We start from the raw sequence: 26,966 nt of genomic DNA on the forward strand, positions 1-26,966 counted from the left end.
CATAAGGATAAAGAATTACAACCAAACATTATTAGCTGGATATTAATTTCATGGGTGATTAGATCTATACTTAGTTTCGTGATGCAAATCACACGAAAGAAAAAGATAAAAATAGACGACGAGGAAAAATATCATGAACGTTAAAACTACTATCGCAACTTTAAGTATTCTCTCTGCTCTGTCATTTGGTGCTTTTGCAGCAGATTCTATCAACGCCGAACAGGCCGCGAATCTGCAACCCGCAGGCACCATCAGCGTCAGCGGCGTGGGCGGTTCTCCAATGGATATCCGTCAGCAGCTTAACGATAAAGCCGATCAGCAGGGCGCGAAAGCTTACCGCGTGATCGAGGCGAACACCGGTGACAGCTATCACGCTACCGCTGAATTGTACAAATAAGTTACTGATTCAAGACGCAATGTGAACGGCGACCCGTTTGAGACGCTTTTGCCTCTCAGGTTGCCAGCCCAAATTTCAGGAGAGTGAATCATGAAAACCAAATTAGCTATCGCAGTACTGAGTCTGGCTTCTGTTCTGTCTTTCGGCGCAAGCGCCGCGAGCCTGGTCTCTAACGAGCAAGCTGAACAGCTGCAATCACTGAATCAAACCATTAGCGTGAGCGGTGTAGACGGCGACCAGACCAATGTACGTCAGGAACTGTCACAGAAAGCTGATGCTCAGGGTGCCAGCCATTACCGCATCATTGAGAACAATCGTGGTGATACCTTCCACGTCACTGCTGAACTGTACAAATAATCAATAATCAAACGTCCGGTGCCCAATACGCGCCAGGCAATAGATCGACGACCCGCCTCCCCCTTTTATGCCGCAGGTTGTTGATTAAACGAGGAGAAAATTATGAAAATCAAAACAACCATCGCAACTGCTAGCCTGCTTTCCCTGCTCGCCTTTGGTGCTTCTGCAGCACAACTGGTCACCGAACAACAGGCGCAGAATCTGCAACCTACCGGCAGCACTATTTCAATCAGCGGAACCGGCGGTTCGCCAATGGATTATCGCGCTGAGCTTTCTCAGAAAGCCGATGCGCAAGGCGCCAGCGCTTATAAAGTGATTGAAGCCAAAACCGGCGACAGCTATCACATGACCGCTGAGCTGTATAAGTAATTCCTCGTCAGTTAAGACGAACCCTTTGGCCCCGCTCGCCGGGGCCCTTTTTTACTTTACATTGAAGCGGAGCTGGCCTTCCAGCTCCTCTTCTGCTTCATCAAATAGCAGAATCAAGGCGCCATACCGGCGTTTCTGCCCCTTCCCCAGATTTACAAACTCAATCTCCAGCGGTAGCGGCAGCTGCTCACCGATAATCGCGCCCCAAAGATCGTCGAGATCGTTGATGGCGAGATCGGCAAGAAAAAAACGATCGCTAAACTGTCGGAAGAAATGGGCTTGATCGACGATTTCGTCGAAATCGAAACGCTCAGTTCTCATCATGACGCCCTCATAATTGCAGCGACTAAGCCAGTCCACCCAGATGCAGCGCTTTCACTTCCAGATACTCTTCCATCCCCAGCACCGAACCTTCACGTCCTAGCCCAGACTCTTTCACTCCGCCAAACGGTGCCAGCTCGGTGGAGACCGCACATTCGTTAATACCGATCATGCCCGCCTCCAACGCCGCCGATACGCGGAACACGCGCTGTAAATTCTGCGTGTAGAAATAAGCCGCGAGACCAAATTCAGTATTGTTGGCGCGTTGAATCACCTCTGCTTCATCATCGAAACGGAAGCACGCGGCCACCGGGCCAAACGTCTCTTCCTGGGCCAGCTTCATCCCTTCATGGGCTTCAGTGATAACGGTGGGTTGCCAGAAATTGCCGCCAAGCGGATGGCGTTCACCGCCGACCAGCAGTTTGCCACCTTTACTCAACGCGTCTTTGACGTGTTCCTCGACTTTCTCCAGCGCTGATTTTTCAATCAGCGGCCCGACAATAACGCCCTCTTCCACGCCGTTACCCACTTTGAGTTTGCCAACGGCCTCTGCCAGCTGGTTGACGAAGCGATCGTAGACGGCGTTATGCACATAAAAGCGGTTGACGCTAACGCATACCTGCCCGGCATTACGAAATTTATTGGCAATGGCGCCCTGTACCGCCGCATCAATATCAGCGTCATCAAACACGATGTAAGGCGCATTGCCGCCGAGTTCCATTGAGACTTTTTTCATGGTTTCCGCAGCGTTGCGCATCAGCGTTTTCCCCACGGCAGTTGAACCGGTGAAGGAGATTTTACGCACCACTTTGCTTGCCATAATGGCGTCACTGATCGCATGCGTATCACCCGCGACCGCATTCAGTACGCCATCCGGCACCCCGGCTTTCTGCGCCAGCGCCAGCAGCGCAAAGGCGCTCAGCGGGGTGTTATTGGCAGGTTTGATGATGCCAGTACAACCGGCAGCCAGCGCGGGACCGAGTTTGCGCGTAAGCATCGCCATCGGGAAATTCCACGGCGTGATAGCCGCTACCACGCCAATCGGTTCGCGCGTCGCCAGAATGCGCGAGCCCGCTTTAGCGGGCGGGATAATTTCGCCGTTGGCGCGTTTCGCCTGCTCGGCAAACCACTGAATAAAGCTGGCGGCGTATTCCACTTCGCCTTCGGCTTCTTTGAGCGGTTTGCCCTGCTCGGCCGTCATCAACTGGCCCAGCCAGCTTTTGTTTTCGATAATCAGCTGATACCAGCGATTGAGGATGTCGGCACGCGCCTTGGCGGTTTTATCGCGCCAGGCGGGAAACGCACGCTGTGCGGCGGCAATCGCCTGTTCGGTTTCCTGTTTACCGGCTTTCGCTACCTGCGCTAAAACGTCGCCGGTGGCAGGATTAGTGACCTCAAAGGTTGCGCTAGCGCTGTGCCATTGGCCATCGGCGAAATAGCCCGTCTTGAACAATTCATGTTGTTGCAGGGAGGTGGACATCAGTTTTCTCCAGTCAGTTTACGTCCTGTCAGGAAAGTATAGATGCCAATAAGGGAGGTTTTTGTGTCAGCGTGGGATCAACAAGGCCGCTGCGCGCTGCAGCGGCCAGTTTCAGATTTGTATTAAGGTGTTCTGATACTTATCCAACATCAGCGCCAACCGCTTCACCGGTTCGGTAACGTTGATGGGAGCAGAATAGTGCTGCAGCTTCTCTTGGTAAACATCTAGCTCCTGCAGCAAACGCTGGAAGTAATAGCGGCGCTTATCATCGCTGGTGGCTGAAATGATGCTATCCGCCGTATGGCGTAACTGACGATGATAGGCCGACAGATCAGCATTCACCGGCACTTCCGCATTGCGCAGGCGTTGATGCCCAATAATCAGCGTCAGCGCAATGCGATACTTATCGATATCGCCTGGGAAAAGATTGAGCAGCAAGAACAGTTGCTGATACAGCGCCGGCAGATGATTTTCACGGCGACGCGCCTGATTAGTCGTCAGCGCCGCGACGGCAGCATACATAAAGCGGTTCAGCAATTTACGTCCGGTACGCGCTTTGGATTTATCGCGAATCAGTAAAATCACCATCATCGCCACAAAGCAGCCAATCACCTGGCCCAGCACGTTATCGAGGAACACGTTGAACTCGAACTTCATCGGGTTATCCAGCACCAGCACATTCAGGGTACCAATCAGGGCACCCAGCGTACCAAGCTGGCGACGCTGCACGAAGATGCCGCCGATAAAGCCCAGCGCGCCGATGGCAATACACAACAGCAGTGCACTTTGCTGCGTGGCGGGCAGAATAAAAACGAAGTAGAGCGCGCCAAGCGGCACGGCTACCGTCATTCCGTAGAGGAAGTCTTTGGCCATTAGCAGCGGATTGGGCATGCGCATCGCTAGCGCGGTAATCACCGCCAGCATCACCATACAACCACTTCCCGAGGTCCAGCCGGTATACAACCAGAACAGTGAACCCAGCGCGGTCGCCACAAAAGTGCGCACGCCGTTGATCATTGCATGATGGGTTTCAGCTGAACGCGCCTGAATCACCACTTCACGCTGCAAAATATTCTCTTCTAAGGTGGTGATGCGGCTGTTACTTTTTACCCCATTGATCAGTAAAAGATATTCCGTCGCCGCGCCAACCCAACTCGCCAGCGTCACCGGGACAGCTTTACTGCTGACGCCAATTAAACGCCGCATTACCTTCATGCGCTTATGCACATCGTCGACGCTATTGACCTCTTTTTCGATCAATAAACGGTAGTGCGGTGGAATGTATTCCGGGCGCGAGTTCTGAATCAGGAAGGTTTCGGCGGCCTGAGTGATCATCGTCAGCGATAAGGTGTTGAGCATTTGCAGGCGGCGACTGGCATTTTTCCAGCGTGAAGATTCCATCATCAGCTGACTTCGCATGCCGCTAAGTGCCGTGGTGCGACGCACTAACGCGCTCCAGGCTTTATCGACTTCCTCTTTATCCTCATGCGCTACGCACATTTGCAATAGCTTGTAGTGCGCCACTAGCAGCGCATCCACTTCCTGCTCAATCACTTTTTTGATCGATCGCGGTGAGAACAGCATGTCGGCGAGAATGGCACACAAAATACCGATGACGATTTCACTGCAGCGCTCAACCGCATATTGCGGCGCCAATGTTAAGCCACCGCTGGCATCGGCGGTAACCACGATGATCAGCGCGGTGTAACCGGCAAGACCGAGCGCGTAAGAGTTTTCAACTTTGATCAGCGAAGAGAGCCAGACGCACATGCCCGCCCACATGCAGCAGATCAGCAACATGACCACCGGCGCACGCACCGTGGCAATCATGATAGTAAGCGCAGCGATACAGCCAATGAAGGTACCGATGATGCGCAGGATGCCGCGATAGCGCAGTGCGCCAGAGTAGGGATCGCCCCCCGCAGCAAAAGCGGTACCGCCGGCCACAATGCCAGCGGTCATTACCGCCCAACGCGGCGTTTCCAGATTGAAGTGAAAGCCAATCATCAACGCTGCAACCAGCGCGAAGGTCAGCTTCACCGGGAAACGCAAAAACTCAATCATATCGCCCTCGCTTAACCAAACTCACGCAGGCGATTGAACAACTGCGCCATCGGGGAGACTTTGGTTTCGCGATCCTGGGCGCCAGTGATCACCACCGTCGCGGTAGTCCCCGCTGGGAAGCGATTACCCGGCTGATCGTCAAGACGAATGCGCACCGGCACACGCTGCGCCAATCGCACCCACTCCAGATTCGAGTCGATGGTCGCCATGCCTTTGCTGTCGCTGGTGCTGCTGCTGTTGGTGACGCCCGCAGCAATACTGTCGACGGTGCCGCGCAACACGACATTGCTGCCCAGCGGCGTAATTTGCGCGCGGAAGCCCGGACGCACGCCATCCAGCTTGGTCTCTTCCATGTACGCTAGCACATAGAAGGAGTGCTGCTGTACCAGCGCAACAGCGACGGAACCGCGCGTGATGAACTCACCCTGGTAGACATTGAGGTTGGTGACCCAGCCATCAGATGGCGCTTTGATGGTGGTGCGATCGAGGTCGATCACCGCCAAATCGCGGGTTGCCACCGCTTTGGCCAGCTGATGTTCGCTGGTTTGCAGATCGTTGTTGGATTGCTCGATCGCTTCACGCGACATGGCGCTGGTACCCAACTGATTACGGCGGCTGGCTTCGCGACGTTTTTCACTCACCAGCGCCTGGTAATATTCAACATCCGCCTGGGCTTCATCCAGCGCTTTTTGGTAGCGTGGACGATCCACCACAAACAGCGTGTCGCCTTTTTTCACCAGTTGGTTGTCATGCACCGGCACGTCAGTAATGATGCCGGTGACGTCAGGCGAGATCGCCACGACATCGGCGGAGAATTTAGCATCACGCGTCCACGGTGATTCGGTGTAGAACACCCAGGCGCGGAAGATGATCACGATAGCGATGATAACCAGCAGGAGCGTAATCGCGTATCGCGCGATTTTTCTTATTAGCGCTTTCACTTAAAAACCTCAGACGAATAAACGGGATACAAGGTAAAACACACAGCAATACAACGCTGTGTTAAACAGTGCTGGATGCCAAACCAGATCGTAGATCCCGCTCGGTGTTAGCACGCGTTTCACTAGCCAGAACAGCGCCAGCGAAACCAAGAGTTCAACGAAGATGGGCGGAAAAGACAGCCCGAATACGACAAATACCGGAAGCACACTCATTTCGGATCCTTAGTTCGACCTTGCCGGATTGCACCGATACCGACCCACATGCGGTTGAGCACGTTGGCTTTACGATCAGGGGAAGACGGATAAACTGATGGCAACATTCAGGCCGCGTTGAGCTAATCATAGCGTATCATCGGGTTAACACAGCCGTGTTCAGGTGCAGTGAAGAGACCCAGCGCGCGTATAGTAACGCGCTTGACTATACGTTTTCTACATATTGTGAGCTAAATCACTTTTTAGCCAGAGTAAACAATGGATCGACTTAAAAGCATGTCCATTTTCGCCAAAGTGGTTGAATTGGGCTCATTTACCGCCGCAGCACGTCAGCTTCAGCTTAGCGTTTCGTCGATTAGCCAGATTGTTGCCAAACTGGAAGATGAGCTGCAGGTCAAATTGCTCAATCGCAGCACGCGCAGTATTGGCCTGACCGAAGCCGGGAAAATCTACTATCAAGGCTGCCGCCGCATGCTGGCCGAGGCATCACAGGTGCACGAGCAGCTTTACGCCTTTAATAACACGCCGATTGGCATTCTGCGTATCGGTTGCTCATCAACCATGGCGCAAAATGTTTTATCGGCCATGACCAGCGAAATGTTACGCGAATATCCCGGCTTGAGCGTCAATCTGGTCACCGGCATTCCGGCACCGGATTTGATCGCCAACGGTTTAGATCTGGTGGTACGCGTGGGTGCCTTACAGGATTCAAATCTGTTTTCACGCCGCCTGGGTGCGATGCCGATGGTGGTGTGCGCGGCCAAAAGTTATTTGGCGCAGCACGGTACGCCAGAGAAACCTGGCGAAATTGATAACTTTTCATGGCTTGAATACAGCGTGCGGCCAGATAACACCTTCGAGCTGGTCGCACCGGAAGGAGTGGTGACTCGCCTCACGCCACAGGGCCGTTTCGTGACCAATGATTCGCAAACGCTAATTCGCTGGCTGAAAGCCGGGTGTGGTATCGCTTATGTACCGCTAATGTGGGTGATTGATGAGATTAGCGCCGGCGAAATCGATATTCTGTTCCCGCAATATCATTCGGAGCCGCGCCCGGTGTATGCCCTCTATACCGAGAAGGATAAGCTGCCGCTCAAAGTGCAGGTGTGTATTGATTATCTGACCGAATATTTCAGGCAGGTGGCGCAGCAGTATCAGCAGCATCGCAAGGGGTGATGATGGTTGCCTACCAGGTCGCCATTAATGGCGACCCCGCGGCGTAGGGTGCGCATTTATGCGCACCACATCTCTTTCAGAAGATTAAGCCGTACCACCCACAGTGATTTTATCCAGCTTCAGCGTTGGCTGACCCACGCCCACTGGCACGCTCTGACCTTCTTTACCGCACACGCCGACGCCTTTATCCAGCGCCAAATCGTTGCCGACCATTGAGATCTGCTGCATCGCTTCAATACCGGAGCCAATCAGCGTTGCGCCTTTCACCGGTTTGGTCACTTTGCCGTTCTCGATCAAATAGGCTTCTGACGTCGAGAACACGAATTTACCGGACGTGATATCCACCTGTCCGCCACCGAAGTTAGGTGCATAAATGCCATATTCCACGCTTTCGATGATCTCTTGCGGCGTCGATTTACCGGCCAGCATGTAGGTATTGGTCATCCGCGGCATCGGCAGATGCGCATAGGATTCGCGACGACCGTTGCCGGTTGGATTCACCCCCATCAGCCGCGCATTCAGCTTGTCCTGCATATAGCCTTTCAGCACACCGTTTTCAATCAGCATATTGTACTGACCCGGCACGCCTTCATCATCGACGGCCAGCGAACCGCGCAAACCTTCTAGGGTGCCATCGTCAACCACAGTACATAGCTCTGACGCCACCAGCTGGCCCATTTTGCCGCTAAACACCGAGGTAGCACGGCGGTTGAAGTCACCTTCCAGACCGTGACCCACGGCTTCATGCAGCAGCACACCCGGCCAACCGGCACCCAGTACCACCGGCAACATACCGGCTGGCGCCGCAACGGCAGACAGATTCACCAGCGCCATACGTACCGCTTCACGCGCCCATGCATCGGCACGCACATCGCCGCTCTCATCGGCGAGGAAGAATTCATAACCGGTACGCGCACCGCCACCGCTTGAGCCGCGCTCGCGTTTGCCCTGGTCTTCCACTTGCACGCTGATGGAAAGTCGCACCAGTGGACGAATATCTGCCGCCAGCGTACCGTCGGTTGCCGCGACCAGCACCTGCTCGTAAACCCCGCTCAGGCTGGCATTCACTTCCTGCACGCGTGGATCGGCAGCGCGCGCCACTTTATCGACGCGGTGCAACAACGCAATTTTGTCCTCACGCGTCAGACTATCCAGCGGATTGACCGGCGCATAAAGCGAACGATTCATTACCGCCGACAAGGTATGGGCTTTACCGTTACCTTGCTCGCGCACGATACTGCGCGCGGCCTCGGAAGACTGGCGCAGCGCATTCAGGGAAATCTGGTCTGCATAAGCGAAACCGGTTTTCTCTCCGCTCACGGCGCGCACGCCTACGCCTTGATCGATATGGTAGGAACCATCTTTAATAATTTTGTCTTCCAGCACCCAGGATTCGTGGAAACTGGACTGGAAATAGAGATCGGCATAATCCAGACGACGTTCTGAAAGCTGCCCTAACAGGGAATAAAGGTCCTGCTGATTAATGCTGTTCGCAGTTAGCAACTGCTCACTTACCAGATTCAGAGTCATCGTTTCTCACTCATTATGTGCTCGGATAGTCATAGCCTGCGGCAATTACCCGACGGCGTCAAATTCACTTCTTATCGTCTTCGCGCGGTTTGCGCAGCACTTCATTGATTTCCGGCTTATCCAGCGGTCCGCTAATGTGATAACGCAGCAGTGAAATCTTGTTCCACAGCGGCCCCAGCACTTTACTGGCGGCAAACACTGCAGCACCAATCACCGGATTGACCACGAAGGCGGTTGCCACGCCGACTGAAGCGGAGATTTCGGGTGCGATCACCGCCTCCATATCAATCTGACGCTTGACCAGATCAATATTGCCCTTCATGGCGATATCAGCCTCGAGCCCATCCACCAGCAGGTTATCGGTACGCATCACACCGTTTTCAATCCACGCGGTACCGTTGATTGAATCGAAATAGAAGCCATCATTGAAGGTGTCACTGAAATCGAAACGCAGCTTACGCAGTAAGGCATCAAAACTGAACAGACGTAACAGCTGCCCGGCGCGGCCGGTATTCACATCCGCAATCTGCCCTTTGCCAAAGTGACTTTTCAGCGTACCGCTTAGCGTCTCTTCTGATGGCTGCCACGGCGCAGAACGCCAATGCAGATCGTAATCTACCTTAAACGGCGCATCGCGCAGCGGCGTGTTCATACCAAACCAGTTGGCGGCATCATTAATATTCTTACCGCTCAGGCTACCTTTCAAGGAAGTGCGTTGATCGCCAGGTTTATTCACCCATTCGCCCGCCACATTGAGCTTCGAGCTGCCGGAATCAATTGACCCATTAGTAAGTACTAACGTATCTCCCTGTGGCTGTAGCTTCGCCTGCATGTGGCCAAACTTCTGCCCACGCAGCCAGCACTCATCACAATTGAGCTGCAATGCGGGCCAGCTGCTGAAATTGATGTTGCTGCTGCCACCGCTAAACGGCGAAGATTTATCGTCGTTTTTATCGGCCCATTCAGGATTGTAGTAAAGATAGCTGAGGTCGATCTGCCAGGGGGCATGCTGCGCTGTCTGCAAGCTGCCGCGCGCTTCACGGCTTTCCAGCTGTAAGCGCGTATTACCGCTTGGGCCCTGGGTAATCGTCGCGTTAACGTCGTGCCACTGCTGGCCACCCAGCATCAGCGCCGGCGTGCGGAGAATGAAATCACCCGGCAACAGCGCGCCGCCCACTTCAGGTTCGCCCTGCGCGTTACGTGAACCGCCCGCACCTGCCAGTAATCCCATCCAGGCTTCACCGTCCAGCGCGGGAAGGTTCAGCTCCATGCCACGATTTTCAGGCAGCTTTGGCGTGCTTTTCGCATCGTTAAGCCAAATACCACGATCGACACGCAGCTGCGGTTCCAGCAGCCAGCGACTGTTGAAACGATGCTTATCGTGCACGCTACCGCTGAGGGTAAAGCCTTTCAGGTCACCGTTGGCGTTAATGGTAATCGGCATCGCTTCACCGGCGGGTTTATCCAATGGAGCAGGTAAGTGACTGCTTACTGTTTTGCCATCACCTTTCAGTTCCACCTTGTAACTCGCGCCACCTTTATGCGGCAGCGTGATATCGACATTGCCCTGCCACGGCAATGAGCCGCTCAGCTGTCGCGCAATGCCTGCCGGCAGCATTTTCAGTTTGCCTGGCTGCCAGTCGCCCAACAGCTTAACGTTAACGCCAAAGTCGTCCGGATTTTCCTGGGTACTAAAGCTCACGCCCGTTGGCTGCCCGAACCAGGTTGCCTGCATCTCTTCGCTTTCAAGATTGCCGTTGTTATAACGGAATCGCCCGGTAAGGTTGTTCAGCGTGGTATTTAATGGCTTGATATGCAGACTATTATTGTTCATCACCACGTTACCGCTGGCGTGCACCTCTTCACCATCCAGTGGAATATCAAGGTTCAATGAGCCACGCACCTTGCCGCCAATCTGCAGTTGCTGCAGCGCCGCGCCCAATGTCGATTTCAGCGGCGTTTGCTCGAAATAGTCCGCGATCTGTTGACCTTCCCCACTGATATCGCCATCAATAATCAGCTTCTCTTTCAGGTAATCCGGAATCACCGCACTGACGTTACGTGCATCCACGTCGCCGAGCCGGGTTTTCTCCGCCTTCATCCATAACCCGTTGTTGAGGAAATCGAGATTGATGTCGAGGTTTTCTAATGCTGGCCAGCCGGGCTGGAACGCGAAGGTGGCGTTGCGCAGCGGCACCCAAACTTCAAACATGCCGTCATTGTGCTTGAACGGGAAGAGCGATGGATCACCCGCAAACAGCAGCGTGGCGTTATCCACCTGCCCGCCTTTAATCGCGGTACTGAGATAATGGGTAAGGTCGTGTCCCATTAACTGTTGCGGGAAATAGCGCCAAGCATCGCCAGCATCAGTGACGCGAATCCCAGCGAGAATATCAAGCCGGGGCGCTTTGCCGAGATTTTGCTGATAGCGGAAGTCGCCGCGCGCCCATAGCGAACGCGCCTGCACATCAAGCTGCTGACCGTCCAGCGTTAAGCCGTTAGCATCGCGCTGCCAGTTGAGTTTGCCGGTAATCTGCTTAATCTGCAGCGGCGCCTGGAACATATCACCGTATGGCACGTCGGCCTGGCCCATCGCCACGTCCAGCTGGCCATTATTAAGGCTGCCGCTGGCGCTACCGCTGAGGTTACTGATTCCCGGTAGGAGCTCCCACTGTTGCCAGGCAAGGTCACGCCATTTTACCTGTAAGCGCGTTTGCTCTGGCTGCTGTAAAGGAATATCCAGTGCTAGCGCATCAATGTGCCCGCGCGGCTGCAGCGAACGCCAGTTTTCCAGCAAGGTCGGAGAAAGCGGAGCAAACAGCGGTGCGATAGGCGCCAGACGTTCCAGATCGAGTTGGGTTGCACGCACGCGCACTTCCGGCGAACTGTTAGCGCCGAGCATCTGCTTATCTTCCGGCTTCCAAAGCAGAGAGAAATGCCCTGGCGCCCACGCGATGCCGTCAGTGCTCAAACGCGTTTGCGGCACTGAAAGACTCCAGCCGTTCTGGAAGCGCGATAGATGTGCCGTTAAGCCATCAACCTGCAGCTGATGATCGCCCTGCTCGCCGCGCCAGCGTGCGCCGCCTTTATTCAGCAGCAGATCGCCGGCATAAACCTCACCATCACGCAAATTTACCCACGCGGCGAGACTGAAGCGCGCGCTTTCGAGGCTGGTATTATCGCGCAACCACGGCCCAATCCATGGGCGCACATCTACATCATCGGCTTGCATCCAGATGCGACCATCGCTAAGCAAGCCGTTGTTATCGTTGAGATCGAGCCGTACCTGCACCACGCCATGCTGACCGGTAAAGCTGGAGAGGCTCACTTCGCCTTCGGCACGATGGCGCATATCTTCGTTAAGCCAGGTCAGGCGGGGAATCGCCAGCTCGGCATGTTGGCCGGACGGCGTTAGGAAACGGATGCTGCTATCACGCAGATCGAAGTGGTCAAACTGGCGCAGGAACAGATCGTTAATTTGCCCAGGCTTGAAGCTGTTTTTTTGTTTATCACTGGTGAGCAACGGCTGGTTGGTTGCAAGATGCAGTTGCCAAAAGGTGAGATCGCGGAACTGCCAGCGCCAGTGCAACAGCGATTGCCAGACGTTGAGCGCCAGGTTGACGCGGCCGATGGTAAGTTGGCCATCTTCCTGCATCGAAATGTTGAGATCGCGCACCTGTAGCGTGGGTCCGAAATTCTCCCATTTCCCCTGCAGTTCGCTAGCATCCACCGTAACGCCGCTGACGCGGGAGATCGTCTGCAGAATATCGCTGCGATAACTGTTGAGGTGCGGCATCACGAGGCGCAGCCCGCTGACCAGCAGCGCCACAATAACGATGATTGCGGCGAGCAGCAGTAACAAAATCCTCGGCAACCGCCTCACACACCTCTCCTTGCTGTCCGTTGGCTTACGGAGCGAAACCTCACGATTACATCATAACGACATCAAACTGCTCTTGGGTATAGAGCGGTTCAACATGGACTTTGACCTGCTTGCCGACGAAGATTTCCACTTCCGCCAGCGCGTGTGACTCTTCGCCCTTCAGCGCGTCGCCCACCGCCGGTGAAACGTACACCAGGAAACGGTCAGAATCGTAAGCGTGATGCACACGCACAATTTCACGCATGATCTCATAACACACGGTTTCCACCGTTTTTAGCGTGCCGCGTCCTTTACACACCGGGCAATCCGCGCACAGCACATGTTCAATACTTTCACGCGTGCGTTTGCGCGTCATCTCCACTAAACCGAGCGCAGAGAAGCCATTAATGCCGGTTTTTACCCGATCTTTGCTCAGCGCACTCTCTAACGAATGCAACACGCGACGCCGATGTTCGTCATTACTCATGTCGATGAAATCGATAATGATAATGCCGCCGAGATTACGCAGCCGCAGTTGACGCGCAATAGCTTGCGTCGCTTCAATGTTGGTGTTGAAGATGGTTTCGTCAAGATTGCGGTGTCCGACAAAGGCACCCGTGTTGATATCCACCGTGGTCATCGCTTCGGTTTGATCGATGATCAGATAGCCGCCGGATTTTAACTCCACCTTGCGCTCAAGCGAGCGCTGGATTTCATTCTCAACGTCAAACAGATCAAAAATCGGCTGCTTGCCGCTGTAGAGCTCGAGCTTGCTGGCCATTTCCGGAATGTATTCGCTGGTGAATTCCACCAGCAAATCGCAGGTCAAACGCGAGTCGACGCGAATGCGATCCAGCGCCGCGCCAGCGAAATCACGCAGTACGCGCTGCGCTAACGCCAGTTCACCGTACAGCAGACAGCGCGTCTGATTGCGCTTTTTACGCTCGCTGACTTTGGTCCATAAACGCTTCAGGAAGGCGGCATCCTGCGCCAGCTCTTCGGACCCAATGCCCTCCGCGGCAGTACGAATAATAAAGCCGCCCAGGTCGTCGCAATAAGCCGCGACCACCGCTTTCAGGCGCTCGCGCTCGGCTTCCGTTTCGATACGCTGCGATACGCCAACGTGTGAAGCGCCGGGCATAAACACCAGATAGCGCGAAGGCAAAGTAATGTCGGTAGTAAGACGCGCACCCTTGGTGCCAAGCGGATCTTTAACCACCTGCACCATCAAGTCCTGGCCGGGCCGCACCAGTTCGCCGATGTCGCGCACCACAAAATTTTTCTTCTCATCACCCGCTACGCATTCGGTGTGCGGCATGATATCGGAGGCGTGTAGAAAGGCGGCTTTTTCCATGCCGATATCGACAAACGCCGCCTGCATACCCGGCAAGACGCGACTGACGCGTCCTTTATAGATGTTTCCCACGATGCCGCGTCGTGCTTCGCGCTCAATGTGGATTTCCTGCAGAATGCCGCCATCAATGTAGGCAACACGGGTTTCCGAAGGTGTCACATTTACCAGCAGTTCAGCCGTCATCTTGTCCCCTTAACGCCCGCAGTGACTGAAAATGGCTCAGCAGCTCGCTGGTTTCAACCAGTGGCAATCCCACTACGGCATGATAACTTCCATTAATCTTGCGGACAAAGTTGCCGCCAAGGCCCTGTATTCCGTACGCGCCGGCTTTATCCATCGGCTCGCCGCTGGCAATATAGTGCGAAATTTCTTCCGCTGACATCTTGCGGAAGGTCACGTCGGTGGTCACCAGGCAGTCCAATTCACGCTGGGTATCGGCCAGTGCCACAGCCGTCATCACCTGATGGGTTTGCCCCGACAGCTTGCTCAGCATTGCGGCGGCATGCGCGGCGTCCTGCGGTTTTTCCAGTACTTCGCCATTTAGCACCACAATGGTATCGGCCCCGAGAACCGGTAGATCCTGCGGCGCCACCGCAACGCCCGCGCGCGCCTTATCGGATGCCAGACGACGCACGTAACCCTCAGCCGCTTCTTCTGGCTGGCGCTGCTCTTCGACATGGGTTATCAGGCGTTCAAATTGCAGACCAAGCTGCGTTAACAGCTCACGTCGACGCGGTGAACCGGATGCGAGGTACAGGGTAATCATAGTATTCCTTACTGAACAGCGAACTGGCGGCGAATCTTTCTCATTAATAAGAATAGCCAAGGCCAGAGGATGCCGTCGACCACGCTACTCCAGAAGATTTCCGGGCGGAAAGAGACGTTGATCACCAGGAATTCTGCCCAGAAAACAATCACATCCACCGCAAGGGACAGCACCATAACCATTAATGCCTGCTGCCACAACGCTAAGTTTCGGAATAACTGAAATTTAAAGGCCACCAAATACGCGATGATGCTGAACGCCAGCGCACGTACGCCCAGCGTTGAGCCCGCCACCAGATCCATGATTGCACCAAGAAAAAAACCGGTACCGACATTAACCCGATGCGGCAGCGCCAGCACCCAGTAAATTAAGATCAGTAAGAGCCATGAAGGCCGAAACATATAGATTTGTTCCGGCCACGGCATGATTTGCAGGATGAGGGCAATCAGGAAGGACAGCCAGATAACCCATCGGCCCTGGCTGCGATATCGACTCAAGGCTGGCCTCCGCGTGTGTTCGCAGAATTCCCTTGCGAACGACTGCTATTAGCGGGTTGCGGCGGCCCCATTTGCTGAGCGGGCTGCATCATATCCGGTGCGGGCGGTCCCATTTCACCAGCAGGCGGGAGAACCTGCGGCATCATCTGCATTAAACGCTCGTTGGCGACGCGGTGAACTTCATCCGGCGCCATCGGCGTTAAGCCGTTACGATCCGCACCCCACAGCAGCAGCAAATAGCGCAGACGTTGCAGACCGGCGGCCGGACGCGCCTGAATCACCGTGTAAGCACGTTGTGTATCCACTTTAACCGAGGAGACCACGCCAACCGGATAACCTTCCGGGAAACGTCCGCCAAGGCCAGAGGTCACCAGCACATCGCCCACACGAATATCGGTATTGCCCGGCAGATGCTCAAGTTGCAGATCTTCACTACAACCGTTACCGGCCGCGATGACACGAATATCATTACGCAGCACTTGAATCGGCAACGCATGGGAAGCATCGCAAATCAGCAATACGCGACTGGTTACCTGACCGACGGCAACGACTTGCCCCACCACGCCTTTATCACTGATCACCGGTTGGCCTTCGTAAACGCCGTTTACGCTGCCTTTGTCGATGACCACCTGATCGGTGTAAGGATCGGTACCGGTTGAGATGACCTGGGTCACCATCTTGTGCTCATCCTGACGCAGCGGCGAGCCGAGCAGTTCGCGCAGACGTGCGTTTTCCTGCTTGTATTGCCCCAGCATCAGCAGGTCACTGTTTTTCAGGAAGAGCTCACGGCGCAGCGCTTTATTTTCCAGCTCTAATTGCTGGCGTGAAGCCAACGTATCAGAGACGCCGTCAAGAAGTTGTCGTGGCCCGTTGGCCAAAAAATAAAATGGACTGACCGACGTGTCCAGGTAGTTGCGAATCTGGGAAAAGGAGCTCACGCGGCTATCGGCGATAATAATCGCGATAGCCACAATGACTGCCAGAAAGAGGCGCAACTGCAGGGAAGGCCCCCTGCTAAAAATCGGCTTCATAAATTCTGCGTATTCCTCGACATCAGGGAAGAAGCGTTAGTTTAAATCACCAACGCCTCCAGGGCTGGACGCATCACGCCGTCGTGCGCAGCGTCAGCGTATATCCCTCATCCTTCAAACTTTAGTCGCGTTCGAATAATTTTGGGTATAGGCGCTATTCCCTGCGCAATTTGATCAGGGTCTCAGCCGTTGAGGAATTACTCCTCGCTGAACAAATCGCCGCCATGCATGTCGATCATTTCTAACGCTTTACCGCCGCCGCGCGCTACGCAAGTCAGCGGATCTTCTGCAACGACCACCGGAATACCGGTCTCTTCCATCAGCAGACGATCAAGGTTGCGCAGCAGCGCACCGCCGCCCGTCAGCACCATTCCGCGCTCGGAGATGTCTGAAGCCAGCTCTGGCGGGCACTGTTCCAGTGCAACCATCACCGCGCTCACGATACCGGTCAGCGGCTCCTGCAGGGCTTCCAGAATCTCATTTGAGTTCAGCGTAAAGCCGCGCGGCACACCTTCGGCGAGGTTACGACCGCGCACTTCAATCTCGTGCACTTCATCACCAGGATAGGCCGAACCGATACCATGTTTAATGCGTTCCGCAGTGGCTTCACCAATCAGTGAACCGTAGTTGCGACGCACATAATTAATGATAGCTTCATCGAAGCGGTCACCACCAATGCGTACAGAAGAGGAGTAAACCACGCCGTTCAGTGAGATCACCGCCACTTCAGTGGTACCACCACCGATATCGACAACCATTGAACCGGTCGCTTCAGAAACGGGCAGACCCGCACCAATCGCCGCAGCCATTGGTTCTTCAATCAGGAAGACTTCGCGCGCGCCTGCACCCTGTGCAGATTCGCGGATGGCACGACGCTCTACCTGGGTCGCGCCAACGGGTACGCAGACCAGCACCCGTGGGCTTGGACGCATAAAGCTGTTGCTATGCACTTGCTTAATGAAGTGCTGCAGCATTTTTTCAGTGACGAAGAAGTCGGCGATAACGCCATCTTTCATAGGACGGATAGCAGCGATATTGCCCGGCGTACGGCCAAGCATCTGCTTAGCGTCATGACCGACAGCCGCTACGCTCTTTGGGGAGCCGGCACGATCCTGACGAATAGCAACCACTGAAGGCTCGTTTAACACGATGCCTTGTCCTTTCACGTAAATCAGGGTATTCGCGGTACCCAGGTCAATGGACAAGTCATTGGAAAACATGCCACGAAATTTTTTAAACATACTAAGGGATAATCCTGCAAGCTGGGGGCGGAAAATAAAATCCGCCTACTTTACCAACCACGCGAAGCCGCTACAAGGCGCAAAAACGTTCTGCTTCGGTGAAAAAATACGCTGATTAATTTTTTGGCCTGATAGTCTCGTCTTTCGCCGCCGTTAAATGGCGTTAACACGCCACATCAACCCAAATTACCTCAGTAATTGCGGGGTAATTTCGACATAAAATCTAACATTTCCAGCCGCCAGGATCGCGCGTTCCGGCACAAATAAGCGAGATAAACAGCCTTCAGCCTGCACGTCGCAGGCTGAAGGTTTAAATCCGATAACGTTGTGAGTGTTTTTTCACATTACTGTTGACCGGCAGTGAAGGGGCAAAGAAATCGCCCTGCCCGCCTGAAACGCCCAAGCCTGACAGCATTTGCCACTCCGCGCTGGTACGTACGCCCGCCGCGAAAACCTGCGTCGGCGACGACTTACACACTTCCAGCAGACTCTGCACGAACAGCTGGTTCTCAGTGCGCCGTTCGATATTTCGCACTAAACCCGGCGCGAGCTTGATCACCTCAATTGGGAACTGCTTGATGTAAGCGCTGCTCACCACCGTCAAACCCGCCTGATCCACCGCAATACGACAGCCAAATGCGGTTAACATATGGAAAACCGGTACTAAACGGTTGAGGTGTTGACAAACGTCGGCCTCTGCAAGTTCAAATAAAAAACGTTTTCTTTGCGATTTGCTGCACTGCAACAGCAGTTTTTGCAGCCAGCGCTGGAAAGGCCGCTGCAAAAGTGAATCGAGATTGACCGGCAAGGCCAGCGTTTCATCGGGCCACATCTCAGAGAGGGCAGCAATACGCGTAACAAGTTGGCGATCCCAGCTATCGGTCATGCCTAGCTGCAGCACCAGCGGCATGAATTCGGCCGAAACCACTTCTTTATCGCCGTCATACACCCGCGCCAGCAACTCTCTATGATGGACTTTCCCATCCAATAGCAGTGCTGGTTTCTGATATAACCTCGGGCCGCCGCGATTCAGCGTATTCTCCAGCAAGGTGCGCCAGCGCACGCTGCCGCGTCCCATATCCAGCGTATTCCCTTCACCGACCGACCAGCTATTGCCACCTTGCAATGCCGCGCGTCGCGTTGCCATTTCTACATTTTCCATCACCTGCGCCACGCTTTGTCCGCTGCGCCACGCGCTGATGCCAATGTGAATTAAATCGTCGCGGTCAACCATGCGCATCGGTGGCAGCGAGTCGACGGCATTGATCAGCTGATCGGCGATGCTGTTGGCTTCTTTCAGGGTACGATGCGGCAGCAATACGGCGAAATCGCTACGAAAATATCTAGCCAACAATGCACCCGGATACCTGAGCACAAACGTAGAGAGCATATTGATGAGATCAAACAGGTACTCTTCCACCAGCGTGGGGCCGAGCGTTTCGTGCAGCGTATCGAGATCCGGCAGGCGTACCATCATGACAACCCCATGAGTACCGACATCTTCCTGATCTTCAAGCAAGGTCGCGAGCTGGTTATCAAAGAACAAACGATTGTTCAGACCCGTGCGCGAATCTTGCGCCGCGAAAGTACGAATTAAGGTATCAATACGTAACCGCTGTTCGCCTGCTTCTTTTAAATCACCCAGTAATGCATCCATAGCGCGGCTGGCTTTTGGCGGCCACTCATCGATAGCGTCACTGCGCGTTGTGCGCTCACCGGCCAGAATACGTTCGGCCCGCGCTTCTAACTGCTCCATATTATGCCAGCGACGATTTAGCCAACGATGGGTCATCACCAGCAGCGCAGACATGATGCCCACCACGGTGAGTAGCACAATCAGCGTGTAAGCACCCGTAAAAGAACGGAACCAGGTTTTTGCGGGATCAAGCACTACGATACGAAGTTCGAGCCCGGGTGAATGCTTTAGCGGCAAATCGAACTGAACAAAGCGATTAGGCTCATCTTCCAGCATCGGATTTTCATGGCGGGCTAAACTGAACACGAGTGTCTCGCCATTGATCAATTGCATCTGTTCGGCATTCACCACGGGCATCATGCGCGTCAGCCACTGCGTTAATTCTTGCGGCGATTGTGTCGCCAGCGCTTTATCAACTTCAACGGCTAGCGTATGCATGCGCGTTTCCACGCGTTGCTGCGATAGCCAAATAAAACTAAAAGCGCAGCCCACCAGCATCAGAAGCATTGCCAGTAAGCTTAATAATGTAATAAACGCAGAAAATTTAGTTGTTAATCGCATCCCTGTGCCTGCATTACTGCGGTTATGAACGGAGTTAATCCGTCGACGCCACTCTTACCATTGGCGCAAACCTGAGCAAAATAACACAGATCACTGTGTGATTCAGCGCCAGACTCGCATCAAAATAGCGCTGAACTGAGCTCGATAAGCGCTTCGGCGCGAGTATAGCGTCAATCCTCGATGACCTGACTTTGACGTGGGCCTTTTCGTCTTATTCTCAAAGGCGTGGCAGCACCAGGAAATTTCACATTTTGACCAGTAAGTTAGCGCCCAACGCTGAAGTTAAGCATGCTAACCACAATTCATTATTCGCAGGAGAGCGTCATGAACCTGAAGCACTTGCTCACAGAAGCCGACGTCACGCCAGAAAGCGTCTTTAATATGCGCCGCCGTCAGGTGCTGAAAGCACTAGGATTAGGTGCCGCGGCAGCCAGTTTGCCAGGTACAGCACACGCCGATGTGCTGGGCTGGTTTAAAGGTAACGATCGCCCGCCGGCGCCAGCAGGCAAAGATTTGCAGTTTACTAAACCGGCTGAATGGCAGGCGGATTTGCCGCTGACGCCGTTTGATAAGGTCTCAGGTTATAACAACTTCTACGAATTTGGTCTGGATAAAGCCGATCCTGCGGCCAACGCCGGTACGCTGAAAACCGATCCCTGGCAGCTACGCATTGAAGGCGAAGTCGCCAAACCGATGACGCTGGATATGGATGACATCTTCAAGCGCTTCGCCATGGAACAGCGCATTTATCGTATGCGCTGTGTTGAAGCCTGGTCGATGGTGATTCCGTGGGTTGGCTTCGAATTGAACAAATTATTGAAGCTGGTTGAGCCGAACAGTAACGCGCGCTACGTCGCGTTTGAAACGCTATATGCGCCAGACCAAATGCCGGGGCAGAAAGATCGCTTTATCGGCGGTGGGCTGGATTATCCCTACGTTGAAGGTTTACGTCTGGATGAAGCGATGCATCCGTTGACGCTGCTCAGCACCGGCGTGTATGGCAAGGCGCTGCCGCCGCAGAATGGCGCACCGATTCGTCTGACGGTGCCGTGGAAATATGGTTTTAAAGGCATTAAATCGATCGTGAAAATCACGCTGACGCACGATCGTCCACCTACCACATGGAGCCAGATCGCTGCCAATGAGTACGGTTTCTATGCCAACGTGAACCCGCATGTTAATCATCCGCGCTGGTCGCAGGCCACTGAACGCTTCATCGGTGCGGGCGGGATTTTGAAGGTTGATCGCCAACCGACGCTGCTGTTTAACGGCTATGCGAAAGAGGTGGCTTCGTTGTATCGCGGCCTGGACCTACGGGAGAACTATTAAGTGCGCCTCACTTTACGCCACATCACAGCGTTAAAAGTCGTGCTGCATCTGGCCGCTTTTCTGCCGTTTGTTTACCTTTTTATGGCCGCGAGCCAGGGATGGCTAAGCGCCGATCCGGCGAAAGACATCCAACATTTTACCGGCAGAATGGCGCTGAAATTACTGTTAGCCACGCTGCTGGTCAGCCCGCTCACACGCTATCTTAAACAGCCGTTATTGATCCGTACCCGGCGCTTACTCGGGGTGTGGTGTTTTGCCTGGGCGAGCTTGCATCTAACCAGCTATTACTTGCTGGAACTGGGCTACGATCATCTGCGTCTACTCGGTAGCGAGATCGTTTCACGCCCTTATCTGTTACTGGGCATGATCAGCTGGGTGATGTTATTTGCCCTCGCAGTCACTTCATTTCAACGCATGCAACGCAAGCTCGGCCGTCGCTGGCAAACGCTGCACAATGGCATCTATCTTGTCGCGATCCTCGCCCCCATTCACTATTTATGGTCCGTGAAAGTGCTGTCGCCACAGCCCGTGATTTACGCCGTACTGGCTATGGGGCTGTTAGCGTGGCGTTACAATAAGTTGCGTAAACTTCTCCACAGATAGTCCCCGCAAGGTTGTGTTCCTCCCGCGATATCTGTTAAAACGTGTGGCCTTCGGGCCACATCCGATCAACTTCGCAGATAAGACCAGTATTTTGCTGCGAATGTCGACGAAACGGATATAATGCCCGGCTTTATTGCAGGCGAAGTCTTCTTTTTCATCCGTAAGGGTGACAAACGAAAGATGTCGCGGTATTTTACGCGATGCCTTACTGATTGCAGGAGATAGCAGCAAGATGGCGCACAAATTTCACATACTGCTTTTGAACGGTCCCAATCTTAACTTACTGGGAACGCGTGAGCCTGATAAGTATGGTCATACTACGCTGACGCAAATCGTCGACGATCTGACGCAGCAGGCCGATCAGCACCATGTGAAATTGAGTCATTTGCAATCGAACGCAGAGTTTCAGTTGATTGATCGTATCCACGAAGCACGCGGTAATGTGGATTACATCATCATCAACCCTGCTGCGTTCACGCATACCAGTGTTGCACTGCGTGATGCCCTGTTGGCGGTTAGTATTCCTTTTATTGAGGTGCATCTCTCTAACGTGCATGCACGCGAGCCGTTCCGACATCACTCCTATCTTTCCGATGTATCTGCCGGCGTCATCTGTGGACTTGGCGCTGATGGATACTCTTGGGCTTTACAAACGGCAGTAAAACGCCTGTCACATTCCAATTAAACAGAGTACGGAACCACACTCATGGATATTCGTAAAATTAAGAAACTGATCGAACTGGTTGAAGAGTCTGGCATCTCCGAGCTGGAAATCTCCGAGGGCGAAGAGTCCGTTCGTATCAGCCGTTCACCTGCAAATACCGGCTACCCGATGATGCAGCAGGCTTACGCTGCGCCAATGATGCAGCAACCTGCGCTGGCGACTGCCGTTGCACCAGCAGCACCGGTTGCCGCTGAAGCCGCTAAACCAGAAATCAGTGGCCACATCGTGCGTTCGCCGATGGTTGGCACCTTCTATCGCACCCCAAGCCCGGATGCGAAAGCCTTTATCGAAGTCGGCCAGAAAGTGAATGCTGGCGACACCCTGTGCATCGTTGAAGCGATGAAAATGATGAACCAGATCGAAGCCGACAAATCCGGCGTTGTGAAGGCGATCCTGGTCGAAAGCGGCCAACCGGTTGAATTTGACGAGCCGCTGGTCATCATCGAATAACGAGGCGAAGCATGCTGGATAAAATTGTCATTGCTAACCGTGGTGAGATCGCGTTGCGCATTCTGCGTGCCTGTAAAGAGCTGGGCATCAAGACTGTTGCCGTCCACTCAACCGCGGACCGTGACCTGAAGCACGTGCTGCTGGCAGATGAAACCGTCTGCATCGGCCCGCCACCTTCGGTCAAAAGCTATCTGAACATCCCGGCACTGATCTCTGCCGCCGAAATTACCGGCGCGGTTGCTATCCACCCGGGTTACGGCTTCCTTTCTGAGAACGCCGATTTCGCCGAGCAGGTTGAGCGCTCTGGCTTTATCTTCATTGGTCCAAAAGCCGACACCATTCGCCTGATGGGCGACAAAGTGTCTGCTATCACCGCCATGAAGAAAGCTGGCGTACCTACCGTACCAGGATCGGATGGCTCGCTGACCGACGACATGGAAAAAAACCGTGCCTTCGCTAAGCGCATCGGCTATCCGGTGATCATCAAAGCCTCTGGCGGCGGCGGTGGTCGCGGTATGCGCGTAGTGCGCAGCGACAAGGATCTTGAGCAATCCATCAACATGACGAAAGCGGAAGCCAAAGCGGCTTTCAACAACGACATGGTTTATATGGAGAAGTATCTCGAGAATCCGCGCCATATCGAAATTCAGGTGCTGGCCGACGGCCAGGGCAACGCTATCTATCTGGCTGAACGCGACTGCTCAATGCAGCGTCGTCACCAGAAAGTCGTCGAAGAAGCACCAGCGCCGGGCATCACGCCGGAACTGCGTCGCTATATCGGCGAGCGCTGCTCCAAAGCTTGTATTGATATCGGCTATCGCGGTGCGGGTACCTTTGAGTTCCTGTACGAAAACGGTGAGTTCTACTTCATCGAGATGAACACCCGTATTCAGGTTGAACATCCGGTGACCGAGATGATCACCGGCGTGGATCTGATCAAAGAGCAGCTGCGCATTGCTGCTGGCCAGCCACTGTCGATTAAACAGGAAGATGTGATCATTCGCGGTCATGCGGTGGAGTGCCGTATCAACGCCGAAGATCCCAACACCTTCCTGCCAAGTCCGGGCAAGATCACCCGTTTCCACGCGCCGGGCGGCTTTGGCGTACGTTGGGAATCGCATATCTATGCCGGTTACAGCGTGCCACCGTACTACGATTCCATGATTGGTAAGCTGATTACCTACGGTGAAAATCGTGACGTGGCAATCTCGCGCATGAAGAATGCGCTGGCGGAACTGATCATCGACGGCATCAAAACCAACATTGAGCTGCAGATGAAAATCATGTCCGATGAAAACTTCCAGCAAGGTGGGACGAACATCCACTATCTGGAGAAGAAACTCGGCCTGCAAGAGAAGTAATTGCAGCGCAGAGCAAAGCAGAGGCCGGTTAACTCCGGCCTTTTTCATTTTTGTTGCCTTTGAGGTTGCATAATGGATTGGCGTTTTTTGCAAGCGAACAAAGAGGCGCGCTGGTCGTTTTATCTGACGCTGGCCTACCTCGCCGTATGGGGATTGTCTGCCTGGCTGGGTGGCAATGACATTGGCTTCTTTGGCTTACCGCGGTGGTTCGAGCTCTCCTGCATGTTTGCTCCCCTGCTATTTATCGTGTTGTGTTGGCTGATGGTGCGCGTGTTATTCCGCGACATGTCGCTGGAGGATAACGATGGACTCTGAAATCATCCTTCCACTTCTGGCCTATCTGGTGCTGATTGCCGCGCTGTCGGTATTTGCCATGCGCAAACAGCGTCAGGGCAACTTCCTGAGTGAATACTTCCTCGGCAGCCGTTCAATGGGCGGCTTTGTGCTGGCCATGACCATCACCACCACCTACATTAGCGCCAGTTCATTCATTGGCGGCCCAGGTGCTGCCTATAAATATGGCCTTGGTTGGGTCCTGTTGGCGATGATTCAGGTGCCCGCCGTCTGGCTTTCGCTCGGTGTGCTGGGGAAGAAGTTCGCGATTCTGGCGCGACGCTATAATGCCGTCACGCTCAACGATATGTTGTATGGCCGCTATGGCAGTACGCTGCTGATCTGGCTCTCTAGCCTGAGTTTGCTGGTGGCGTTTATCGGCGCGATGACCGTGCAGTTCATCGGCGGTGCACGTCTGCTGGAGACGGCGGCGGGCATTCCTTATGACACTGGCCTGCTGATCTTTGGCGGCACCATCGCGCTCTATACGGCTTTCGGCGGCTTCCGCGCCAGCGTATTGAATGATGCCATGCAAGGCCTGGTGATGCTGATTGGTACCTTCCTGCTGCTTTTTGCGGTGATCCACCATGCAGGTGGGCTGGAAAGCGCGGTAACCAAACTGCACAACATCGATCCGCAGTTAACTTCGCCGGAAGGCGTCGGCAATGTCATCACCCCTACCTTCCTCAGCTCCTTTGCTGTGCTGGTGTGTTTTGGTGTGATTGGCCTGCCGCATACCGCCGTGCGCTGTATCTCTTATAAAGACAGCAAAGCCATGCATCGCGGCATTGTGCTTGGCACCATCGTGGTGGTGATCCTGATGTTCGGCATGCATCTGGCTGGTGCGCTGGGACGTGTGATTTTGCCCGATCTCACCATTCCCGATCGCGTGATACCCACACTGATGATCACCGTGCTACCGCCGATGGCTGCAGGCGTCTTTCTGGCAGCACCGATGGCGGCTATTATGTCGACCATTAATGCGCAGCTGCTGCAATCCTCCGCTACGCTAATCAAAGATCTCTACCTGCGTATTGCGCCGCAACACAGTGAAAACGAGGCGCGGCTGCGCATGTTATCAGGCACCATCACGTTTGTGCTCGGCGTTCTGCTGCTGCTGGCGGCGTGGAATCCACCGGATATGATTATCTGGTTAAATCTGCTGGCATTTGGTGGACTTGAAGCGGTATTCCTGTGGCCGCTGGTGCTGGGCTTGTACTGGGAACGAGCCAACTCAACCGGCGCGATCAGCGGCATGCTGGTCGGTGCCAGTTGCTACACGCTGTTAGCTAGCCTGAATATTGAATGGTGGGGTTTCCATCCGATCGTTCCTTCCCTGATCTTAAGCCTGCTGGCCTTCCTGGTAGGTAATCTGTTTGGCCGCACGCCCGAAGCACGCGCTGCGGCACTGGAATAAAGAGAAACGCTATGCCTTGGATTCAAATCAAAATTAACAGCACCGGCGCTAACGCCGAAACCTTAAGCGATGCGCTGATGGATGTGGGTGCCGTATCGGTCACTTTCCAGGACACGCATGACAATCCGGTTTATGAGCCGCTGCCAGGTGAAACGCTCTTGTGGGGTGATACCGATGTCATCGGCCTGTTCGACGCCGAAACCGAGATGAGCGATGTAGTGGCTGAGCTGAGCCAGCACCCGCTGCTGGGATCCGCGTTCCGTCACAAGATCGAGCAGATCGAAGATAAAGACTGGGAGCGCGAATGGATGGATAATTTCCACCCAATGCGCTTCGGTGAGCGTTTATGGATCTGCCCAAGCTGGCGCGATGTACCCGATCCTAATGCCGTCAATGTGATGCTGGATCCGGGCCTGGCGTTCGGTACGGGCACCCATCCCACTACCTCGCTGTGTTTAACCTGGCTCGACGGGCTCGATCTGCAAGGCAAGACGGTGATCGATTTTGGCTGTGGCTCCGGCATTCTTGCCATCGCCGCACTGAAATTAGGTGCCGCGCAGGCGATTGGTATCGATATCGATCCACAAGCCATCCAGGCCAGCCGCGATAACGCCGAGCGTAATGGTGTATCTGAGCGTTTGGCACTCTATCTGCCGCACCAGCAACCGGATAATCTACAAGCGGATGTCGTGGTCGCCAACATCCTTGCAGGCCCGCTACGTGAGTTGGCACCGCTGATTAGCGTGCTGCCGAAAACGGGTGGTCATCTTGGTTTATCGGGCGTGCTAGCCAGCCAGGCGGCAGGCGTGTGCGAAGCCTACGAGGAACAGTTCGATCTTGATCCGGTAGCGGAGAAAGAAGAGTGGTGCCGCATTACCGGCATACGTCGCTAG

Annotated in this window: 25 protein-coding genes; 12 read left to right on the plus strand and 13 right to left on the minus strand. The window is 54.3% G+C overall.

Annotation, left to right across the window (positions count from 1 at the left end; all coding sequences use genetic code 11):
- Positions 1-133: 133 nt before the first annotated feature.
- The 3 genes from yhcN (AC07WB_RS17405) (at position 134) to yhcN (AC07WB_RS17415) (ending at position 1,123) form a co-directional block, all read left to right on the plus strand.
- Entirely contained in the window at positions 134-397 is a 264-nt protein-coding gene (yhcN, locus tag AC07WB_RS17405; RefSeq protein ID WP_097095872.1) for a peroxide/acid stress response protein YhcN, read from the plus strand.
- 90 nt (positions 398-487) lie between these two features.
- On the plus strand, positions 488-754 hold the full coding sequence (locus AC07WB_RS17410; protein ID WP_097095871.1) for a YdgH/BhsA/McbA-like domain containing protein: 267 nt from the start codon (positions 488-490) through the stop codon (positions 752-754).
- A 102-nt stretch (positions 755-856) separates the two neighbouring features.
- Positions 857-1,123 (plus strand): peroxide/acid stress response protein YhcN, encoded by a 267-nt coding sequence (gene yhcN, locus AC07WB_RS17415; protein ID WP_097095870.1) that lies wholly within the window; start codon positions 857-859, stop codon positions 1,121-1,123.
- Positions 1,124-1,174: 51 nt separating this feature from the next.
- On the opposite strand, the gene AC07WB_RS17420 is transcribed toward yhcN (AC07WB_RS17415), so the two are convergent.
- The 5 genes from AC07WB_RS17420 to aaeX all read right to left on the minus strand — a co-directional run bounded on the left by AC07WB_RS17420 (position 1,175) and on the right by aaeX (position 6,142).
- On the minus strand, positions 1,175-1,444 hold the full coding sequence (locus AC07WB_RS17420; RefSeq protein ID WP_097097640.1) for a barstar family protein: 270 nt from the start codon (positions 1,442-1,444) through the stop codon (positions 1,175-1,177).
- 25 nt (positions 1,445-1,469) lie between these two features.
- Positions 1,470-2,924 carry an NAD-dependent succinate-semialdehyde dehydrogenase gene (locus AC07WB_RS17425; protein WP_494940930.1) on the minus strand — a complete coding sequence of 485 codons (1,455 nt, stop codon included), beginning with the start codon at positions 2,922-2,924 and terminating at the stop codon, positions 1,470-1,472.
- Between the two features lie 111 nt (positions 2,925-3,035).
- Complete coding sequence (gene aaeB / locus AC07WB_RS17430; protein ID WP_400458209.1) at positions 3,036-4,988, minus strand: p-hydroxybenzoic acid efflux pump subunit AaeB; 1,953 nt, start codon at positions 4,986-4,988, stop codon at positions 3,036-3,038.
- Positions 4,989-4,999: 11 nt separating this feature from the next.
- Positions 5,000-5,929, minus strand: a complete 930-nt coding sequence (aaeA, locus tag AC07WB_RS17435) for a p-hydroxybenzoic acid efflux pump subunit AaeA (RefSeq protein ID WP_097095867.1) — start codon at positions 5,927-5,929, stop codon at positions 5,000-5,002.
- 9 nt (positions 5,930-5,938) lie between these two features.
- Entirely contained in the window at positions 5,939-6,142 is a 204-nt protein-coding gene (aaeX, locus tag AC07WB_RS17440) for a p-hydroxybenzoic acid efflux pump operon protein AaeX (protein ID WP_007891984.1), read from the minus strand.
- A gap of 258 nt (positions 6,143-6,400) precedes the next feature.
- On the opposite strand from aaeX, the gene aaeR reads away from it, so the two are divergent.
- Positions 6,401-7,318 carry an HTH-type transcriptional activator AaeR gene (aaeR, locus tag AC07WB_RS17445; RefSeq protein WP_345828119.1) on the plus strand — a complete coding sequence of 306 codons (918 nt, stop codon included), beginning with the start codon at positions 6,401-6,403 and terminating at the stop codon, positions 7,316-7,318.
- Positions 7,319-7,402: 84 nt separating this feature from the next.
- Here aaeR and tldD read toward each other — a convergent pair whose 3' ends face one another.
- The 8 genes from tldD to csrD form a co-directional block, all read right to left on the minus strand.
- Complete coding sequence (gene tldD, locus AC07WB_RS17450) at positions 7,403-8,848, minus strand: metalloprotease TldD (protein ID WP_494940931.1); 1,446 nt, start codon at positions 8,846-8,848, stop codon at positions 7,403-7,405.
- Between the two features lie 64 nt (positions 8,849-8,912).
- Positions 8,913-12,731: an AsmA2 domain-containing protein YhdP gene (gene yhdP, locus AC07WB_RS17455; RefSeq protein ID WP_494940932.1), complete on the minus strand. Its 3,819-nt coding sequence runs from the start codon at positions 12,729-12,731 to the stop codon at positions 8,913-8,915.
- A 46-nt stretch (positions 12,732-12,777) separates the two neighbouring features.
- Positions 12,778-14,247, minus strand: coding sequence for a ribonuclease G (gene rng, locus AC07WB_RS17460; protein ID WP_097095863.1), 1,470 nt, complete (start codon positions 14,245-14,247; stop codon positions 12,778-12,780).
- Positions 14,237-14,830, minus strand: a complete 594-nt coding sequence (locus AC07WB_RS17465; protein WP_400458205.1) for a Maf family protein — start codon at positions 14,828-14,830, stop codon at positions 14,237-14,239. The genes rng and AC07WB_RS17465 overlap by 11 nt, the downstream gene beginning before the upstream one ends.
- An 8-nt stretch (positions 14,831-14,838) precedes the next feature.
- On the minus strand, positions 14,839-15,327 hold the full coding sequence (gene mreD / locus AC07WB_RS17470; RefSeq protein ID WP_097095861.1) for a rod shape-determining protein MreD: 489 nt from the start codon (positions 15,325-15,327) through the stop codon (positions 14,839-14,841).
- Positions 15,324-16,358, minus strand: coding sequence for a rod shape-determining protein MreC (mreC, locus tag AC07WB_RS17475; protein ID WP_097095860.1), 1,035 nt, complete (start codon positions 16,356-16,358; stop codon positions 15,324-15,326). Before mreC ends, mreD begins: the two co-directional genes overlap by 4 nt.
- 197 nt (positions 16,359-16,555) lie before the next feature.
- Positions 16,556-17,599, minus strand: a complete 1,044-nt coding sequence (gene mreB, locus AC07WB_RS17480; protein WP_007891976.1) for a rod shape-determining protein MreB — start codon at positions 17,597-17,599, stop codon at positions 16,556-16,558.
- Between the two features lie 310 nt (positions 17,600-17,909).
- Entirely contained in the window at positions 17,910-19,856 is a 1,947-nt protein-coding gene (gene csrD, locus AC07WB_RS17485) for an RNase E specificity factor CsrD (protein ID WP_097095859.1), read from the minus strand.
- Positions 19,857-20,180: 324 nt separating this feature from the next.
- Here csrD and msrP point away from each other — a divergent pair, with 324 nt between their 5' ends.
- The 8 genes from msrP to prmA all read left to right on the plus strand — a co-directional run bounded on the left by msrP (position 20,181) and on the right by prmA (position 26,966).
- Positions 20,181-21,185: a protein-methionine-sulfoxide reductase catalytic subunit MsrP gene (gene msrP, locus AC07WB_RS17490; protein ID WP_097095858.1), complete on the plus strand. Its 1,005-nt coding sequence runs from the start codon at positions 20,181-20,183 to the stop codon at positions 21,183-21,185.
- The gene (gene msrQ, locus AC07WB_RS17495) at positions 21,186-21,788 is read left to right on the plus strand and encodes a protein-methionine-sulfoxide reductase heme-binding subunit MsrQ (RefSeq protein WP_097095857.1); all 603 of its coding nucleotides are present in this window, start codon (positions 21,186-21,188) and stop codon (positions 21,786-21,788) included. It begins immediately after the preceding gene.
- Between the two features lie 232 nt (positions 21,789-22,020).
- Positions 22,021-22,473 carry a type II 3-dehydroquinate dehydratase gene (aroQ, locus tag AC07WB_RS17500; protein ID WP_097095856.1) on the plus strand — a complete coding sequence of 151 codons (453 nt, stop codon included), beginning with the start codon at positions 22,021-22,023 and terminating at the stop codon, positions 22,471-22,473.
- Positions 22,474-22,494: 21 nt separating this feature from the next.
- Positions 22,495-22,962 carry an acetyl-CoA carboxylase biotin carboxyl carrier protein gene (accB, locus tag AC07WB_RS17505; RefSeq protein WP_097095855.1) on the plus strand — a complete coding sequence of 156 codons (468 nt, stop codon included), beginning with the start codon at positions 22,495-22,497 and terminating at the stop codon, positions 22,960-22,962.
- Positions 22,963-22,973: 11 nt separating this feature from the next.
- Positions 22,974-24,323: an acetyl-CoA carboxylase biotin carboxylase subunit gene (accC, locus tag AC07WB_RS17510; RefSeq protein ID WP_007891966.1), complete on the plus strand. Its 1,350-nt coding sequence runs from the start codon at positions 22,974-22,976 to the stop codon at positions 24,321-24,323.
- A gap of 72 nt (positions 24,324-24,395) precedes the next feature.
- Entirely contained in the window at positions 24,396-24,638 is a 243-nt protein-coding gene (locus AC07WB_RS17515; RefSeq protein WP_097095854.1) for a YhdT family protein, read from the plus strand.
- Positions 24,628-26,073, plus strand: a complete 1,446-nt coding sequence (panF, locus tag AC07WB_RS17520; RefSeq protein ID WP_097095853.1) for a sodium/pantothenate symporter — start codon at positions 24,628-24,630, stop codon at positions 26,071-26,073. Before AC07WB_RS17515 ends, panF begins: the two co-directional genes overlap by 11 nt.
- 11 nt (positions 26,074-26,084) lie before the next feature.
- Positions 26,085-26,966, plus strand: a complete 882-nt coding sequence (prmA, locus tag AC07WB_RS17525) for a 50S ribosomal protein L11 methyltransferase (RefSeq protein WP_400458202.1) — start codon at positions 26,085-26,087, stop codon at positions 26,964-26,966.

This window comes from Pantoea sp. GW821-FHT03E06 (assembly GCF_059420725.1).

Coding starts and splice junctions, on each gene's coding strand:
- yhcN (WP_097095872.1), top strand. CDS start 134: ATGAACGTTAAAACTACTATCGCAACTTTAAGTATTCTCTCTGCTCTG.
- AC07WB_RS17410 (WP_097095871.1), top strand. CDS start 488: ATGAAAACCAAATTAGCTATCGCAGTACTGAGTCTGGCTTCTGTTCTG.
- yhcN (WP_097095870.1), top strand. CDS start 857: ATGAAAATCAAAACAACCATCGCAACTGCTAGCCTGCTTTCCCTGCTC.
- AC07WB_RS17420 (WP_097097640.1), bottom strand. CDS start 1,444: ATGAGAACTGAGCGTTTCGATTTCGACGAAATCGTCGATCAAGCCCAT.
- AC07WB_RS17425 (WP_494940930.1), bottom strand. CDS start 2,924: ATGTCCACCTCCCTGCAACAACATGAATTGTTCAAGACGGGCTATTTC.
- aaeB (WP_400458209.1), bottom strand. CDS start 4,988: ATGATTGAGTTTTTGCGTTTCCCGGTGAAGCTGACCTTCGCGCTGGTT.
- aaeX (WP_007891984.1), bottom strand. CDS start 6,142: ATGAGTGTGCTTCCGGTATTTGTCGTATTCGGGCTGTCTTTTCCGCCC.
- aaeR (WP_345828119.1), top strand. CDS start 6,401: ATGGATCGACTTAAAAGCATGTCCATTTTCGCCAAAGTGGTTGAATTG.
- tldD (WP_494940931.1), bottom strand. CDS start 8,848: ATGACTCTGAATCTGGTAAGTGAGCAGTTGCTAACTGCGAACAGCATT.
- rng (WP_097095863.1), bottom strand. CDS start 14,247: ATGACGGCTGAACTGCTGGTAAATGTGACACCTTCGGAAACCCGTGTT.
- AC07WB_RS17465 (WP_400458205.1), bottom strand. CDS start 14,830: ATGATTACCCTGTACCTCGCATCCGGTTCACCGCGTCGACGTGAGCTG.
- mreC (WP_097095860.1), bottom strand. CDS start 16,358: ATGAAGCCGATTTTTAGCAGGGGGCCTTCCCTGCAGTTGCGCCTCTTT.
- mreB (WP_007891976.1), bottom strand. CDS start 17,599: ATGTTTAAAAAATTTCGTGGCATGTTTTCCAATGACTTGTCCATTGAC.
- csrD (WP_097095859.1), bottom strand. CDS start 19,856: ATGCGATTAACAACTAAATTTTCTGCGTTTATTACATTATTAAGCTTA.
- msrP (WP_097095858.1), top strand. CDS start 20,181: ATGAACCTGAAGCACTTGCTCACAGAAGCCGACGTCACGCCAGAAAGC.
- aroQ (WP_097095856.1), top strand. CDS start 22,021: ATGGCGCACAAATTTCACATACTGCTTTTGAACGGTCCCAATCTTAAC.
- accB (WP_097095855.1), top strand. CDS start 22,495: ATGGATATTCGTAAAATTAAGAAACTGATCGAACTGGTTGAAGAGTCT.
- accC (WP_007891966.1), top strand. CDS start 22,974: ATGCTGGATAAAATTGTCATTGCTAACCGTGGTGAGATCGCGTTGCGC.
- AC07WB_RS17515 (WP_097095854.1), top strand. CDS start 24,396: ATGGATTGGCGTTTTTTGCAAGCGAACAAAGAGGCGCGCTGGTCGTTT.
- panF (WP_097095853.1), top strand. CDS start 24,628: ATGGACTCTGAAATCATCCTTCCACTTCTGGCCTATCTGGTGCTGATT.
- prmA (WP_400458202.1), top strand. CDS start 26,085: ATGCCTTGGATTCAAATCAAAATTAACAGCACCGGCGCTAACGCCGAA.